Raw genomic sequence first — 17392 nt, 5'->3', positions numbered from 1 at the left:
TTCTTCTCCTATGTCACTTAGTTCCAAGCACCATTTGCATCTACACTATAGCCATCCGGAGTCTTCTCTCCGGCATACATAGATCCATATGGTCTGGCACTATTGTTCAAGTAGTTCCACTTGAAAGCATTGGCATCCCATGTATAGGTATTTTGTGGAGTGTTGGTATTGAAGTAATACCACTTTCCATCAATATTATGCCATCCAACAAGCATTTCACCATTCTGGTTGAGATAATACCATTTACCGTCCTGCTTGTCTAAATGCCATCCTGTATTCAAAATACCTGTGTTATCATTCATGTAATACCATTTATTTGTATTGGTATCTTTTACCCAGCCCTTTACCATCTGTCCAAGATCAGGACCTGCTGTAGTATTCATATAATACCAGTTACCATTCTTTGAGTCATATACCCAACCTGTTGCCATAGTTGAGCGAGCATCAAAGTAATACCAGCGGTATACTTTCTTTCCGGTTTCATCATTGAAAGTAATCATACCCCACATATCATTAAGAGGTGTTCCTCCGTTAAGTACGAATGACCATCCACCTGTTACAGGGTTTGTCTGCCATTTTCCGTCTACTCCAAGTACGAATGCTCTTACATTACTGTTTTCATTGATAGCTGTACTCTGCTGTGACTTCTCTCCCGGTGTCAGAAGTCTACTTCCTCTACCACTTGAAGAGTTACCACCACCACTGGCACCACCGGTTCTTCTATTTCTATCCCCGGCTCTGTCAGCAGCGATCTTTGAATACTTGTCAATAAGTCTTCTAAGTGCATCTATTGCCTGCTGAAGTTCTGCATAGTTTGCCTGTCTGAGATATGTATTACCATCAGGAGATACAAGATCTCTAGCCTGTCTAAGTGTCTCAACTGCATTTGCAATAGCCTCGTTGATTTCAGCAATCTCAGCAACCTTAAGATAAGGATCACCTGTAAGTATTCTTGCTTCGTCAATTGTCTTATCAAGATCTACTCTTGCCTCTGCTACTTCCTTCTTATTGTTAGTATAGAATGCATAAACAGTAGTCTTCTTTGTCAACTCATCTGTAGTATCAAATACAGAAAGTTTATCTTCCTTCTTTGACCAATTTACATAGTCATACTGTACACCATAAATATCTTCAAATGGTGTTACAAGTGCATTTGCTACATCATTTTGAGCATAGTCAGTTACTACAGTATAATCTGTTGTGTAAGCACTATCCTCGACTGAGTCTTTCTTTCTAACTTTAAACTGTTTGTAGAAGTTTCTACTTGTATCATTTAAGTGTAAATTATCAAGTACCGGCTTATTATCCACAAATGTAACCTTGAATGCCTTTGAGTAAACCATAACATAAGTATGTAATAGGTTTCCTGTGAACTTCACAAGTCCGGCATTGTTTGCTACATCTGTTGTAATTGTTGCCTCAACAGGTGTTCCTGATGTAACATCAAATAACTGATAGTCTAACTGATCTACATCTGATGCCGGCAACTGTGCAATCACATCTACAGTTGCATTTGATGCTGTAGCCATTATTCCTGCATCAACTCTTCTTCCATCTACATATCTCTCAAGCTTAATATCAAGTGAGTACGCCGCTGTATACGCACCCGGATGAGTTGAACCTGAGTATGAAACAGGTTTTACAAGATTTGACTCTGCACTTGTTGTATCTCTCTTATCAAAGATAACTTTATAATCTACTGTTGCTCCATTAACTGTATTGAGTGCTCTGTCAGCCGGAGTTGTAAGTTGATTTGCAAGTGCCGGTATTTGAGATGGCTCAAGACCAAACTCTCCTACTCCTGCTTTTCCTCTCAAATCTTCCTCTACATTAGCATCATCTCCTGCTATCTTTGTAGGCTCATATACAGCCTTAAGAACAATATTTGAATTAGAAAGGTTAAATGTATAGTCAGCCTGAGTTATCTTTCCGCTAACTCCTACAGCTCTACCTGCTAATACCTTCCAATATAGGAAGTTCTTACCATTTGAGTTTATAGGATCTGCATGTATAACAACGCTTTCTCCTGCCTTAGCATCTGTATATGTATCACTTCCCACATTTGTAGTACCTACTGATACTATATCTCCGTCTCTGGTTTCTACAACATACTTTGCAGCTTCTGCCATATCACCAGGATTTGCAATGATCTGATTTCCATCAGGAAGCTTTGTAAGTGGATCAGGAATAGCTGTGTTGCCCTTCTTTCTTGCCACTACTGTGTATGTTGCATTTGGATTCAAGTTGTTGAAAGTTACTGTTGAAGGATTGCTTCCTACCGGAGTCATCCATCCATTGTCACTTCCAGGATATTGTACTACATTTCCATTCTCATCTATAAGTGCATAGTCTGCATCCGGATCTGCCGGATTTACAACTATCTGTGCCATTCCATCATTTTCAGGATCATATCCAATATTGTAGTTGTTATCTACTGTTGGAATATATACATCCTGTGGAGTTGATACAGATGTACCTGTAATACTTGAAACAGGCTGTCCTACTGTAGCCTGAGTATCAGGTGTTCCCTCCTGTACATTATAATGTGCTCCCGGTGTAAGATTTGGAACAGTTGTTCTGTTTCCATTTGCATCTCCAGGAACTACTGCAATAATATTTCCATCCGGATCACTTATTACATATACATTTCCAGGTGTAGTACCTTCTATTACTATTTCACCACTACCGTTTGATCCAATTCTTCCTACAGGTGAGATTGAACCCATGTTTGTTCCCCATGTGTTAGGGTCTTTACCAAAGTGAGCTGTATATGTAGCTCCATTTGTAAGTGATGAACCATTTGTTATTACATTTGTACCATTCTTCCAGCCTAAGAACAAATAGTTAAGCTCAGGTGTTGGTGTTGGGATAGATCCTAATATATTACCCCATTTATTATCATAATATGTATGAAGACTTGATGGTGCTGATATGCTTCCATGTTCTCCTGCCGCAAAGTTTATATCTATCCAATATGCCGGATCTTCAACAAACTTAGCATATAATGTAACATCATTATCAAATGTCATTCCCGGTGTTACAGGTGTTGTTGCTGCTGCATCCAAATACCATCCTTCAAACTTATAGTATGGTGTTGGATTTGCTGCCGGAGTTGGAACTCCACCAAGGTCTGTAATCTTTTGGAATGTGTAAGCATTTCCACTTGCTGCTGTTGTATGATCATCCTTCAAGAAGCTGAATGTAGTTGATGGTACCACACCATAGTTATATGGTGCATTTGCAACTGCAAAACTCATTGTCTTCCAATAAGCCGGATCTCTATTCAACATATAATCAAGGTTTACATTTGCTGATGGCATTACTCCTGTAAAGTTTCCTGCCCCGTCAAATGTTCCTGCAGCCGGTGTTGCTGTAGCTGAACCATAAAGGTATCCGTAAACACCTGTGTATGGAATATTCATTGCTGCTGCATTTGTAAATGATATAGGATTTAAATTTCCTATTCTTTCATTTGTAGTAGAATCTACAAACTTTTGAACTGCAAAATATCCTGTTGTATTTGCATATTCATAACGGATTGTTACATCCTGGTTTGGCATATAGCCTGTGAAGCTCTGATCTGCATTAAAGCCAACTGTTCCTCCAGCCGCTGTCTGCATATCCGCTACTGTAAGTACATGTGCACCTGTTGATGTATTTCCTGTTGTGATCTGTGCATTTGTCAAACTGTATCCTAGAGTTGTAAGTGGTGCCGCTGATATAGCAGCCTCTGCCGCTCTATAGACCTGAGTTGTCTGCATTACAGCACCTGTTGATGTATCTATATGCTCAACTTTGAAAGCCTTTCTTACACTTGGATCAACTCTATATGTATATTTTACAGATGCACCACCTATTGACATAGTACCATTGTAGTTATTTACCGGATCAAAATAGTTTGGTGAAGCCGGTGTCTGAACCGCTGTGTACAATACATATCCAGGTATAGTCAGCGGTGAAGCTGATATAGGATCTAAGTATGGATGCGGTGTTGTACTAGTCGCAAAACTAATAGGAACTGTAGTTGATGAATTCTTATGAACTACATCAAAGTTATAAGGTGTAGTTGACGGTGTCCACTTAGCAAAGTAGTTGACAGTTCCTGTCACTACCGGATTATCTAATCCTGTCTCTCCTGTAGCACTTGCTGTAAGCACTGTATCACCTGTATCATATTTATTATTATTATTTGCATCTGTATATTTGAACCATCCAACAAAATCATAACCTGTTCTTGAAACTAATGGCAATGAAGCTGTTGGTGCTCCTCCTGCCGGTGAAACTATATCAGGTACGGTAGTAGGTGCTCCTCCTGCCGGATCAAACTTTGCTACTGATTCATTTCTCACATATCTAAAGATAACTGATATATCATTTCCAGGAAGATATCCTGAAACTCCATCAGCATCTACTGAAAGACCATGTCCTGTCGGTGTAACCTCAGGGCTTGTAAGTGTCTGTGCCGGACTACTTCCCGGTACTGTGTATGAAACTGTATGTAAGTATGCACTATTATTTATAGGTGCTATAGCTACAGGTGCACCCGCTGTTGTAAGTACGCTGCTTGTAGATGTACCTGGTACTGTAGAACCATCCATCATAACATGACTTACTACATATGTAACTGCACTTGCATTAAGATTTACTAACTCTCCGGCTGCATCTCCATAAAGTGAACCCTGACCTTGCTTATCAGCACTAAAGTTATTTAAGTTATATGGCAGTGGAGCTCCGGTTCCATTATCAGCCTCAAGTACTGTTACACCTGCAAGAGGTACAGACTGAAGTGATGAAAGACCGATTCTTGAAGCAGATGTAAGATTTGAAGTAACCTTAGCCTTGCTTCCGGTAGTATCAATCATCAAGTTAGATGCTCCACCGGCACCTGAAACATTTCCTGTAATATTTATGGCACCTGACAAACTTACTTCTGAGCCTGTATTCTTTGTAATAGCACCACCCATATAAGATTTATTACCTGTAATAGTACCATAATTCATATTTAACTTAGAACCACTTAACAAATGTATAGCACTTGCTACAGTAGCATTCGCTGACTTATCATAGATACCATTTCTATTAGCATCTGTAAATGTTTCACCGATATCATACTTGCCATTTCCATTAGCATCTACAAATGCCTCCGGACCATCCCAAACACCATTTCCATTGGCATCTATAAACTCCTCAGTTGGATCCCATGTTCCATTTCCATTAGTATCTGTAAACTGCTCATGTTCTACCGGTGTTATCTTATTATTTGTAAGTACTGCACCTGTAAGAGTATTTACCGTACCGGCTTTTGCAAGTACTAAAGAGCCTGTTATATTATTTACTGCATCCCCTCTACCATCTACTTTTATATCTGTAAATGAAATAGATGAGTTTGCATGTTCCACCTTAAATAGTGGACCTGTAAAGTTATTTGCTCTCTTTATAACCTTTTGATTGGTTCTTTGACCGTCAGCACCAACTGTTATCGGATATGCCGCTACTTTTGAGTTGGTAGTTGGATCAAGTACATAGTCAGTAGTACCAAAGGTTATTGACTTTCCTGTCGGAATAGTAATAGTAGAGTCAATCTCTGTATCATTCATGATATAGACATATGTCTTTTTAGGAGTTCTACTTCCAATCTTGGCTACCGCTGCCTCAATGGTCTTAAACGGTTTAGACATAAATCCATTATTGGAGTCATTACCATTTACCGGGTCTACATAGTATGTAGGTCCTCTCATAGACCAAGCTATAACACCTGTCTTCTCTTCACCCGGAAGAAGGTCGAATTTCAATGAATACGCAAGACCTGAGTCGGTCGCTCCATATGTACCTCCCGGCATGTATGAGGTATCTACCAAATCTGTTCCATAGTTTGACGTAAAGCTTCCATAATGTCCTACCCATGTAGTAATGGCACTTGGGTCAGATGAATTTCTCTTTTGCATACCAAGATTTGGATATTGTGGACTATATGTAAGCATATCAAATGAACCAAGAGTATATGTAGCACCATTATCAGCCTGGCCATGTATACCCTCATTTTTATTTCCTGTATTGGTCTTTGGTGTTGACCAAACTGCCGCATAGTCATCCTGTGCAATCATTATATCAGTACCTGCTGCAAACCATACTGTTCTACCACCATCTGTTCTACCAGCATCTACTATCTTAGCATTTGTTTCTGCCGGATTCATATTTGTATTCTTAACAGTATACTCTGTTAAGATATATTTACCGTCAGTAGTAGGCTTGACAGAAAGTCTAATCTCAAGCTTCATATCAGTATGCCCATCAAATACCTTTATAACCTCACCGTTTTTCACCTCTCCATCATAGGCGGGATAAAACGGACTTGCTGTGGCATTTGCTCTACTAATATTATTTTGACCAATATTCATCTTATTACTGAGACTAATAGTATCAGCCCCTAGATGAATAGCTGTATTAAACCCCTGTGGATTACTTGATGGATAGGTAACCGAAAGCGGTCCACCCGGATATGACTTAACATATGCTTCATCAGCCTCACTGCTAGGCTCTGAAGTTACATCATCAATCAAACCAGCGATATCCCATTTCCACCCTGCAAACGATCCTGATGAACCTGAGGTTATCCAACCATACTTATATGCTGTTGTCGTACCATTACCATAGGTAGCTCCATACTGATTGTAACCATTACTCGTATTTCCCGGATATTCATGGTTATGCGTTGTTCCATAACCATCATTCGGTCTACCAACCATAAGCATGGTATCATTCTCTAAACTTGTAGAGATTGGCGCAGACTGACCTGTGACACTTGAAGACGCCCAAGCAGTCAATCCACCCAGAGGAGCTCCGGTAAGGACCATAGCTCCTGCAAGCAACCCGGCGGTTGTTTGTTTTACCTTCCTTATTAAATTGTTTTTCTTCATATCTCTCCTCTAACTATCTATCGAAGAGTACAAAATCACTATCTAAGTTGTATGCTCCATCTGTAGCATAAGTGATTTCTGCTCCCCATCTCTCATGTTTCTCAGCTGTTGAATCATAGTGATAGAATCTTCCGTTCTTCTTTCTTGGTCTATCACCATCACTAACTCTAGCTACGAACTTTGAGTTTTCAACTATTATCCAGTTGCCCTCTCCGTCTCTTAAAATCTTTGTGCCTTTTACTACTTTTCCGTCAGTTCCGACTACTACATATTCGCCATGACCTGTTCTTGTATCTTTTAGGATACCATATTTAAGATCTGCATCTGCATCAAGTCTTAAACCGTTGAAGTAGAACTTGCCATCACTCTTTGCAAGTGTGCACTTTGCTCCGATAGCCTTACCATTATCCTTGAAACCAAATACGGCGTTTGTATCTCTAAGTGATACTGTAACCTCTCCGAGTATCATTGAACCGTCATTTAACTCATCAGTTCCAAAGAGATATAGGCTACCTCTGTCTATAGCAGCTATAGGTGAGTCTATCGCATCTGTAAGGAAATCTTCCTTGCTCCACTCATCTACATCAAATCTGATACCGAAGGTATCATCTTCCAACATAACCACAAAACCTGTCTGCATACGTCCTATTTCATCAAAGGCATATCTTCTTCCAAGTACTGTAGCTATTCTGTCCTTAATTACACTGCCGTCTTTCTTTGTTCTGAACCAGCTACGCTCGCCCGTATCGTAGTCTTCCTGGCTCATCTCCTCATTTGGCACTGTAAATGTCCAATAGTCATCTTTTAGCTCACCGTCTATATCAAGTGAACCATATTTTACCTTAGCATTGCTTGCTGTTGCTCTAATATTTGCATTAGTTACAGAAAGCTGAGGTATCATAACTCCGTTCTCATCAAAGAGATAAGCCTTACCGTTTATCTCTCTTTGCTTAGACTGATCTGTAGTCTTTGCAGCATACTTTCTACCATTAGCCCCAAAGTATAACCACATCTCATCATATTCAGCATAGTTTCTTTGTCCAAGCTCTGAATAACCCGGGTTTTCTCCTACTTGTGAATAGAATAGCCACTGATCAGTGAACATTGCTCCGTCAGCACCAAAGTAATATACCGCTGTCTTGAATGGATTGTCGTCCTCTACTGCATTGCCCACTGCATCAAAGAATCCTGTAAGCATTACTCCATTCTCATCAAAAAGATATCTCTTTCCATTAACCTCACGAGTATATAGTCTTCCCTCTTTACCTCTATATGCTTTTCCGTCAGCTCCGAAGTAATACCATCCTTCTTCGTCGTCCTCGTCCTTTGTGAGTATCCAGCGATCAGCCGCCATAACTCCGTCAGCATTTAGGTAAAAAACATCGTCTCCTATGGTAAGTAATGAATCTCTTACCATATTTCCATCATCACCTAGATAATACCAAGCATCACCTGACTTACGCCAAACATCTGATACTGCGTTGTTAGCACTATCCAGGTATCTCCACTCACCTGTTGAGTTGTCCCATCCTTCTGCATGTGCAGTTGAAGGAAAAGCCCAAAGGAAGAGAGCGGAAACCGCTAGTAAGCCTACACGACTTACCATGCTCCTTTTTTTCATCAAACTACCTCCTTAATTGTGATCGTCTGCATACTGGTGTATAAGGTCCTATACTATGTTCTACATACTTACTCCCATATCACTGTTTAATGTATAACATCAAATCAGTTTGTTTATACCCAGTCATAAAAATTTATATATATTTCTTTAAAACAAACAAAATAACCCACAAAAATATTTGCCCAATATATTTTCGCAAGTTCATTGTTATATGTTATAATTAAAGAAATCTATACCGTATGATTGTTTTGTAAAAGCTGAAACTTTACTAAATAGTCTTTAATTTCTATTTTATTGTAATATTTTTGCGAACAGCTCAAAAATAGCCTTTACAATTATTGTAAAACTGCTGTCAGTCCTCTTCCGGTCGTTTCACCCTGTGAATTAACAAGGACATCTAACCAGATGATTTATGTACATTTCCTTTCTCCTCATATCTAACTCTACCTCTACCTCTTCTATTGCCAGGCATAAACTGCCTACATTAATCTTATGTTATAAATATATTAATATAATATTATTTAATAAGTACTTTGTCAAATAAGTCAATAAGTTGAAAAACAAGTTTTTTTATGCTCATTATATATACTATTATTCTACTCGCCTTAATTTTGTCAGTATGTTTTATAGTGTATTATATCATGCTCTATAATTTTTGTATAGTAATTATTAATAAGTATATGTTAGTATTATCTAATTTTGAGCATTTTATTATTCTTGCTTTTTCATAACAAAAAGTCGGATGAATGTTCAGCTATTCATCCGACCTTTTATTATATAATATATTTAAATTAAGGATTTTTTACTGTTTTGCTGCTGTAGTTTCAGGTATCTTTATTTCTGAAGGTGCTTTTGTTTCAGTTTCACTTGTATCAATTCCTACTACATCCTCTGTCAGTATAGCAGCTGCACTGTCCTTTGATACCATATCATCCTTGTCTACTGACAATACAAAATAGTATCCCTCTGACAAAAATACAACAGTGTGATCACCCTTTTCACCAACTGTTAGAAATGCCTCATTTGACTCAAGGCCTTTACCCTCTTCACCTTCCATCTGATCCAAAATATCGCTAAGCTTTACACTGTCCTTTTCAAAACTTAAAATATCTCCTGCCTTAGCACTGACTCCGAAAAGTGTGTAACCTTCTGATTTATCATCATAGTAATGTAATTCTCTATCAGGATTTGCATACTTTACAGTTCTTTCTCCCTTTTCTGAGTTAACCTCATCTGATGTAGCCTCTCCAAAGGCATTACCTATATCAGCATATGACATCTCAAGATGATTTGCTATTTCAAAGTTTATATCCACCTTTGGTGCCTGAGCCTCTGTAGCAGTTGTCTTCTCTTCTGCCTTAGCAGTAGTGCTCTCTGCTACTGTCTGTGCTGTTGTTTCTGCTGTTTCTTTCTTTGATCCACATGCACTAAATAATAATGCACTTCCAATTGTTAACCCTAAAACTGTTATTAAAAATCTTTTCTTCATTCTTATTCCTCCTAAGTCAAAAGACTCCTTAGCGTCAGTTAATCTGCTAATATTTGACACTATATCACCACCATATTATAAAAACAAGTTTTTTATATGGAAATATTTTTTAAGAAATGTAGTATTTTTTATAATAATATGACCGGATAGCGGTAAAATTCACCTACTATCCGGCCACTTTAAATCTAACCCAATACCAGTCTTGCAGCTCCATATATTCCGGCATCATTTCCAAGTTGTGCCAGTACTATATCAGCCTTTGTCTTTGTAATTGGTGTATAGAATACGAATTTTTCAGTTATTTTTTCTATAAGGAATTCTCCTGCCTTTGATACACCGCCACCTATTACAAAAATCTCAGGGTCTACTGTTAAAGTTAAATGTGACAGTGCTATTCCAAGGTATTTTGAAACAGTATCTACAACCTCCAAAGCTATAGCATCTCCTGCCTTGGCTGCATCAAGTACATCCTTTGCTGTAATGTCTTCCAAAAGTGACAATCTTGAGGTAGCTTTCTTTTTACTTAAAAGTTTCTTTGCCTCATTTACTATTCCTGTAGCACTTGATATCTGTTCCAAACATCCTACTCCACCACAGTTACATTTCTCTGTTTCAGAATCCCTTACATGCATATGTCCTATTTCGCCACCAAGCCCATGTTTTCCCGGCACTATTTTACCATCAACTATAATGCCTCCGCCTACACCTGTGCCGAGAGTTACCATCACTACATCCTGATAATTTTTGGCTCCTCCCATCCATGCTTCTCCAAGTGCTGCTACATTGGCATCATTTCCAAGGGCTACAGGCATACCGTCCAAAATATCAGAGAGCATTCTTGCAGGGAACACCTCTTTCCAGCCTATATTTACTACAACTTCTATATAGCCATTTGGCAATACCGGTCCGGGAACTCCCATTCCAACTCCTACACAGTCTGTAAGAGTAAGTCCACCTTCTTTTAGGTTTTCTTTTATAGATTTTCCTATCTTCTCTATCAATGCCTTGGTATCATTTTTGGGTTCAGTAGGTAACTCCCATTTTTTTAAAAGATCACCTCCCAATGTAAATATACCAAGTTTTACACTTGTTCCTCCTATGTCAACACCCACGCATACCTGCTCCATACTTCCTCCTTATATAGTTATTTAAACGTTATTCCTCTAAAGTCCTTATCGCCAAGCACTGTAAAGTTTGATAAGAACCCACTCTTTACAATACCATAGATATTTACATCAAGACTTCCACTGTATTTTATTACACCTGACATATTCATTATAATGGCTTTATCATTCTTTGTCATATATATATATCCATTTTTCATGTCAATTTTACTAAGCTCACCAAGGAATTCTTTCTTTAAAATAACCTTTCCTTCTTTTGAGTATACATACAATGTATGATTGAATTTTTCAGAACTGTTTTTATAAACCACGCAAAGTTTATTTCCTTCAAAATCCAATGCCTCAATATCATTTTCTGCTTTTATTGTCTTTATCAGTTTTGGTGAAGCCACATTTTTTGATGAGAAAAAATAAAGGCCGTCAGATGCTATTGCTACTGAGTTTATTTTATCAAAAAATCTCACTCTTGCAACCATTGATGATACAAACTCTTCATCAAAACCTCCAACCACTCGGTTTGGCATGTTTTGACCTATTTCTGAAAAATCATAGAAAACCACTCTACCCATCATAGAGCTTCCCTTTAAATACTGAAAGGTGGCTAAAAGTGCTGTACCGTCAGGTGATATAGCTATATCTGTTGGAAAACCGTCTCCCGACAATTTTGACTTTATACTTATCTCCAACTTATTTCCCTCTTTATCAAAAAAGAGTATATATGTGGATCTGGAATCTTCCACCAACGTTGTAACTATTCCGGTTCTTGAGACAACTGCTTTCAATATAGGTAATTCAGTTTCTATAGCGAAGACTCTACCATCTTTAGTATAGCTTTCTATCTTATATCCACCAACATCAAAAATTATCAGATATTTCCCATTTTTATCAATTTTAGGATTGGACATCTCATAACTTTCTATCCAAACATCCTTACCATTTGGTTTTAAGTACAATGCTCCGTCTCTTGAGTACTTTAAGAATCCATTTCCTAGGCTTTCATATCCCACAAGACTTCCTTCACTCAACTCATGTATCCATTTTAATTTAAATTTATCATAGGTCTTGAATCTGTTAATCAGTGTATATGCAACCACAAAAACTCCTAGAAAAACAAGGAGGATTATGATAACCCTCCTCCTTTCCTTAAAGAAGCTCATATCCTTTCTTCTTCTTGATCTTGGCACAGCATTTTCTTCAAGTGCAGCAGTATCTATTATTCTGCCCTTTAGTTTCTGCTTTTTTATTTCCTTATTTTCTATCATTTCTTACCTATTTTGCTTTGATACAGATCGATAGCATCACTAATATTTGCTGCATCCTTATCTCTTATCAGTTTTTGCAATGCTTCTATTTTATCTGTTCTTAAAAAATCTCTTCCCAGATAAGACTCATACTTATCTGATATGGTCAGATTTATTTCAGATCTCCTACCGGTTATATTCCCAAGACTCTGTTTGTTAATTTCCAATTCTTTATTTAGATTATTAATTCTTTCTCCGGAATTTTCCATTATCTCGTCTGCAATAATTTTCTTTGTATTATTTTCAAACTCGTTTACAGCTACTCGTCTCTTTTCATTTATAGCCTGTAGTTTTGCATCAGCATCTTCTATCTCTAAATCATAAGATGAAAGGTCATACTTTTCGTCAGCTGAATCGTTGTTTATCTCTTTTGTAATAAGATTGATTCTCTTTCCATCATTGTCTATTGTATCTCTCATTGCCCTTATTTTGAGAAGACTGTCTCTATGTCTTGCCTTTGTAAGGTTACCTATAATAATATATAGTCCTCCTACCAAAAGTACTATAGCAAAGTAAATAAATGGAAGATATATTGGCTTATGTTGAGGAATCATCTTATAAATAGCCACCGGTATAGCTAGGAATACTACAACAACTGTCAGAATGATATTTATAAAATCTATGAATTTATGTGGAAAGTATAAAGTGTAGTAAACTCCGGTATCACAAAAGTTCGGTATTCCATCTCTTTTCATTTCATTTTTTATTTCTGTTTTTGTAGCGGCAATATGATCCCTCAAATCTTTAGTTTCATCTTCTATTCTCTCATTTATTTTTTTGTTCTTTGCCTTACCTCTTTTAGCCTCCAATGTTTTTTTGGCTTCCTCAGCTTTTTTTATTTCGGCATCATATGTAGAAGTGATTTCTTTCAACCTTTTTGAGGTGGTATCAGCTATCCTATCGCTTGTGTTTTTTTTCTCAGTCTCAATAGCTTTTGCTATTCTCTCACCCTCAAGAGTCAGTCTCTCCTCCTCTGTACTCAGTGTATCAAGCTCCAACAAGGCATTTTTTGCACCCTCAAAAAAACTGTCATAGTCTAATATAGGTTCCACCATAATATATTCTCCATTATTTTATATTATTCTTCTATTATCTGTATCTCCAGATAGTCAAAGTCTATTTGTTCTATAAAATTGTCAGCACCAAACCTGACTTTGCCTCTAGCTGCAAATTCATCTATATTCGGCAATAGCCATATAGGTTTTGCTAAATCAAATTCATGACATATCTCTCTGATTGTATCAAATATCATTGTCTTTCTATCTTTACTGTAATCAGAATCCTCCGCTACATAGTCCTTGACCATGCGATTATCCTTAAATAATCTGCCCCAAAGCCTGAACATTTTAGCTAAGCCTCTTTAAAAGCTCTTCTCTTTGCTTTTCATATCCCGGCTTACCAAGTAATGCAAACATATTGCTCTTATAGCTCTCCACTCCCGGCTGGTTGAAAGGGTTTACTCCAAGTATATATCCACTTATACCACATGCAAATTCATAGAAGTAGAAAAGACTTCCAAGTGAGAATGCACTCTCATCCGGAATATTTATCTTCAGATTTGGCACATTGCCATCTGTATGTGCAAGTATTGTACCATTCATTGCAGATTTGTTTACAAAATCTACACTCTTTCCTGCCAAATAATTCATACCATCTGTATCTGTCTCCTCTTCCTTAAGCAAAATCTCTGCCGGAGACTCCTCTATATCAAGTACTGTTTCAAACATTATTCTGGCACCATCTTGAATATACTGGCCCATTGAATGTAAGTCTGTAGTTAAATCTACAGCTGCCGGGAAGATACCTCTTCCATCCTTACCCTCACTCTCTCCAAAGAGCTGCTTTATCCACTCTGAAATATAGTGAAGACTTGGCTCGTAGTTTACAGTAACTTCTATATTCTTTCCTTTTCTAAGGAATATATTTCTAATTGCAGCATATAATAATGAAGGATTTTCTTCAAAAGATTTTCCTATCACTTCTTCTCTGGTCGCTGCAGCACCTGCCATAAGTTCATCTATATCTATTCCGGCTACTGCTATAGGAAGTAGACCTACTGCTGTAAGCACTGAGAATCTTCCACCTATATCATCCGGCACTACAAAACTCTCATAGCCTTCTTCATTTGCCAATGATTTTAATGCACCCTTTGCTTTATCTGTTGTGGCATAGATTCTTTTGTTTGCCTCAGCTCTTCCATACTTTTCTATAAGCATCTCTTTGAACACCCTAAAGCTGATAGCCGGCTCAGTCGTAGTTCCTGACTTGGAGATGATGTTTATTGAGAAGTCTTTATCCTTCAATACATCTTTCAAGTCTGCTATATATTTTGATGAAATAGAGTTTCCACAGAATATTATCTGTGGTGTCTTTCTCTGTGATTTATCCAAACAGCTATAAAAACTATGGCTTAAAAATTCTATAGCTGCTCTTGCTCCAAGATATGAACCGCCAATACCTACTACCAAGAGTACATCAGAGTCTTCTTGTATTTTCTTTGCTGTTGCCTTTATTCTTTCAAACTCTTCCTTGTCATAGTATATCGGAAGGTCAATCCATCCCAAAAAGTCTGACCCCACTCCTGACTTTGATAATAATGTATCCCTTGCGTTCAAAGTTATTGTTTTAAAATTCTGCAATTCATCCGCACCTAAAAATGCCATTGCCTTTGAGTAATCAAAACTTACTGTCTTATTCATATTACACGCCTTTCTAAACTTTAATCAAAGTAACATTTTTATTTTATAACAACTATATACTATTGGCAATAGTGAGGAGCATCAATAGTTTCTATCAGCTTTGTAGTCAACTTAACGCAATTTTCTATTGCCTTTCTTTCAAACTCTGCATAGTCCATACTTGCACTGTCATCTGCCTTATCAGATATTGCTCTTACTATAAGCACTCTTATATCATTCAAATATGCAACTTGTGCTATAGCTGCACCCTCCATCTCGGTACAGTAGCCGTCAAAGGTCTTTTTCAAATCCTCTTTTGTCGCTCTGTCAGATACGAAAATATCTCCACTTAACACTCGTCCCTCAAATACAGAAATATCTATAAGTTCTTTTTCACAAATTTCTTTAGCTATACTTCTAAGTTTGTCATCTGTAGGGAAGGCAAATACATCCATTCTCGGAACCTGGCCCCTTTTATATCCAAAGCCCTCTACATTCATATCATGTATTACAGTATCTGTAGAAAGTACGATATCTCCTATATTTATCTCATTCTTTAGTGAGCCTGCAATGCCTGTATTTATTACTATATCTACACCGAATCTGTCTACTAAAATTTGAGTACATGCTGCGGCATTCACCTTTCCTATACCGGAGCGTACCACTGTAACCTGTCTTCCTCTTATTTCCCCTTTTACAAACTCCATTCCGGCTATTTTATTAAGTTCTTTATTTTCCATTATCTCTTTTAACTTTGAGATTTCCTCTTCCATTGCACCGATTATACCAATCATTATATTCTCCTCACTTGAATATTTATACTTGTTAAATTATACTTAATATAATGTAACTCTCATTATAGCATAAGAATGGAATTAATTATGAAAAAAATAATATTAACAGGTGGTGGTACAGCAGGTCATATCACACCAAATATAGCTCTCTTGCCTGCATTAAAAGAAGCCGGATTTGATATAAAATATATAGGTAGTAAAAATGGTATGGAGGCCGGACTTATACAGGCACAAAATATTCCATATGACGGTATATCTTCCGGAAAACTTAGAAGATACTTTGATTTAAAAAATTTCAGCGATCCTTTCAGAGTCGTAAAAGGACTTTTTGAAGCAAAAAAAATCATAAAAAAATATTCACCTGATATCGTTTTTTCAAAGGGCGGTTTTGTCAGTGTACCTGTGGTAATGGCTGCCGCATTTTTAAAGATACCTGTTATAATACATGAATCCGATATTACTCCCGGACTTGCAAACAAAATAGCATCAAAGTTTGCCACAAAGATCTGTACTAATTTCCCCGAAACTTTACAGTATCTTCCAAAGAATAAAGCCATTCTTACCGGTTCACCCATCAGAAAAGAGCTGTTAAATGGCGATAAGGAAGCGGCGTGCAAACTAACAGGTTTTGGTGATAAGCCCACTCTAATGATAATAGGTGGAAGTTTAGGTTCTGTAATAGTAAATACTGCCATAAGAAAGGCTCTGGATGATATATTAAAGGAATTCAATGTAATACATATCTGTGGTAAGGGCAATGTGGATGAAAAACTACTTGAAAAATCAGGATACCTACAGTATGAATATGTGGACAAGGAATTAAAAGACTTCTTTGCACTGGCTGATGTGGTCGTATCCAGAGCGGGTGCAAACACCATCTGTGAACTTTTGGCACTCCGAAAACCTAATCTTTTGATACCTCTATCCGGTGCTGCTTCAAGAGGTGATCAGATATTAAATGCCGAATCTTTTGAAAATGCCGGTTATTCAAAAGTCATAGATGAAGAGACACTTGCAAATATTTCACTTGCAATGGAAATATCAGAACTTTATAAAAACAGACAAAAATATATAGATGCTATGTCAAACTCAGATGCTACAAATGGTGTAGAAAATATTATTAATTTGATAAAACAATATAGTTAGAGAATTTTCTTCATATATTATATCTTATGAAGTTACAGTTCAGTCACTATATATCTTGAGACTTTTAGTTTTACAATCCTTGTAGCGTTTAACTCTTTCGTGAAAACGAGACTCAGATTGAGCAGCCTGTGACTTGTTTGAGTGCAGTTCGCTGCTCCCCAAGCGAACAAACGAGTTTTTGCAGACTGCGTAAAATCCTGCGAAGTTTTAAGAAAGAGTTGCGATTAGGATTGTAAAACAAAAGCTCTAAAGTGGGTAGCTGAACTGTAACCTTATGAAGACAAACTAGAAAGCTCTTTGAAAAGTTTTTCACTTTTTGAAG

At 37.4% G+C, this 17392-nt stretch carries 10 protein-coding genes; 1 reads left to right on the top strand and 9 read right to left on the bottom strand.

Annotated elements, in window-relative coordinates; translation table 11 throughout:
- Positions 1-17: 17 nt before the first annotated feature.
- The 9 genes from D4A81_RS01005 to D4A81_RS00965 form a co-directional block, all read right to left on the bottom strand.
- A complete protein-coding gene (locus D4A81_RS01005) occupies positions 18-6917 on the bottom strand; it encodes an InlB B-repeat-containing protein (RefSeq protein ID WP_242977684.1) in 6900 nt (2299 codons plus the stop codon).
- A 13-nt stretch (positions 6918-6930) separates the two neighbouring features.
- Positions 6931-8538 (bottom strand): N-acetylmuramoyl-L-alanine amidase family protein, encoded by a 1608-nt coding sequence (locus tag D4A81_RS01000; RefSeq protein WP_111525059.1) that lies wholly within the window; start codon positions 8536-8538, stop codon positions 6931-6933.
- 802 nt (positions 8539-9340) lie between these two features.
- Complete coding sequence (locus D4A81_RS00995; RefSeq protein ID WP_111525060.1) at positions 9341-10027, bottom strand: hypothetical protein; 687 nt, start codon at positions 10025-10027, stop codon at positions 9341-9343.
- Positions 10028-10212: 185 nt separating this feature from the next.
- Complete coding sequence (locus D4A81_RS00990) at positions 10213-11154, bottom strand: ROK family glucokinase (protein ID WP_111525061.1); 942 nt, start codon at positions 11152-11154, stop codon at positions 10213-10215.
- A 17-nt stretch (positions 11155-11171) separates the two neighbouring features.
- The gene (locus tag D4A81_RS00985) at positions 11172-12413 is read right to left on the bottom strand and encodes a DUF5711 family protein (RefSeq protein ID WP_111525062.1); all 1242 of its coding nucleotides are present in this window, start codon (positions 12411-12413) and stop codon (positions 11172-11174) included.
- Positions 12410-13507 (bottom strand): hypothetical protein, encoded by a 1098-nt coding sequence (locus tag D4A81_RS00980; protein WP_111525063.1) that lies wholly within the window; start codon positions 13505-13507, stop codon positions 12410-12412. The genes D4A81_RS00985 and D4A81_RS00980 overlap by 4 nt, the downstream gene beginning before the upstream one ends.
- 23 nt (positions 13508-13530) lie before the next feature.
- Positions 13531-13797, bottom strand: coding sequence for a hypothetical protein (locus D4A81_RS00975; protein WP_111525064.1), 267 nt, complete (start codon positions 13795-13797; stop codon positions 13531-13533).
- 1 nt (position 13798) lies between these two features.
- On the bottom strand, positions 13799-15151 hold the full coding sequence (locus D4A81_RS00970; RefSeq protein ID WP_111525065.1) for a glucose-6-phosphate isomerase: 1353 nt from the start codon (positions 15149-15151) through the stop codon (positions 13799-13801).
- 59 nt (positions 15152-15210) lie between these two features.
- Positions 15211-15924: a 5'-methylthioadenosine/adenosylhomocysteine nucleosidase gene (locus tag D4A81_RS00965; protein ID WP_111525066.1), complete on the bottom strand. Its 714-nt coding sequence runs from the start codon at positions 15922-15924 to the stop codon at positions 15211-15213.
- 87 nt (positions 15925-16011) lie between these two features.
- Here D4A81_RS00965 and D4A81_RS00960 point away from each other — a divergent pair, with 87 nt between their 5' ends.
- Positions 16012-17070 carry an undecaprenyldiphospho-muramoylpentapeptide beta-N-acetylglucosaminyltransferase gene (locus tag D4A81_RS00960; RefSeq protein WP_111525067.1) on the top strand — a complete coding sequence of 353 codons (1059 nt, stop codon included), beginning with the start codon at positions 16012-16014 and terminating at the stop codon, positions 17068-17070.
- Positions 17071-17392: the final 322 nt, after the last annotated feature.

Origin of the sequence: Lachnoanaerobaculum umeaense (assembly GCF_003589745.1) — a bacterium.
Lineage (GTDB): Bacteria > Bacillota > Clostridia > Lachnospirales > Lachnospiraceae > Lachnoanaerobaculum > Lachnoanaerobaculum umeaense.
Note: the sequence above shows the minus strand (reverse complement) of the source record. Positions and strands in the feature narration are given on the sequence as shown.

Excerpts from the sequence above, each read along its gene's own strand:
- D4A81_RS01005 (WP_242977684.1), bottom strand. The coding sequence starts at position 6,917 with ATGAAGAAAAACAATTTAATAAGGAAGGTAAAACAAACAACCGCCGGG.
- D4A81_RS01000 (WP_111525059.1), bottom strand. The coding sequence starts at position 8,538 with ATGAAAAAAAGGAGCATGGTAAGTCGTGTAGGCTTACTAGCGGTTTCC.
- D4A81_RS00995 (WP_111525060.1), bottom strand. The coding sequence starts at position 10,027 with ATGAAGAAAAGATTTTTAATAACAGTTTTAGGGTTAACAATTGGAAGT.
- D4A81_RS00990 (WP_111525061.1), bottom strand. The coding sequence starts at position 11,154 with ATGGAGCAGGTATGCGTGGGTGTTGACATAGGAGGAACAAGTGTAAAA.
- D4A81_RS00985 (WP_111525062.1), bottom strand. The coding sequence starts at position 12,413 with ATGATAGAAAATAAGGAAATAAAAAAGCAGAAACTAAAGGGCAGAATA.
- D4A81_RS00980 (WP_111525063.1), bottom strand. The coding sequence starts at position 13,507 with ATGGTGGAACCTATATTAGACTATGACAGTTTTTTTGAGGGTGCAAAA.
- D4A81_RS00975 (WP_111525064.1), bottom strand. The coding sequence starts at position 13,797 with ATGTTCAGGCTTTGGGGCAGATTATTTAAGGATAATCGCATGGTCAAG.
- D4A81_RS00970 (WP_111525065.1), bottom strand. The coding sequence starts at position 15,151 with ATGAATAAGACAGTAAGTTTTGATTACTCAAAGGCAATGGCATTTTTA.
- D4A81_RS00965 (WP_111525066.1), bottom strand. The coding sequence starts at position 15,924 with ATGATTGGTATAATCGGTGCAATGGAAGAGGAAATCTCAAAGTTAAAA.
- D4A81_RS00960 (WP_111525067.1), top strand. The coding sequence starts at position 16,012 with ATGAAAAAAATAATATTAACAGGTGGTGGTACAGCAGGTCATATCACA.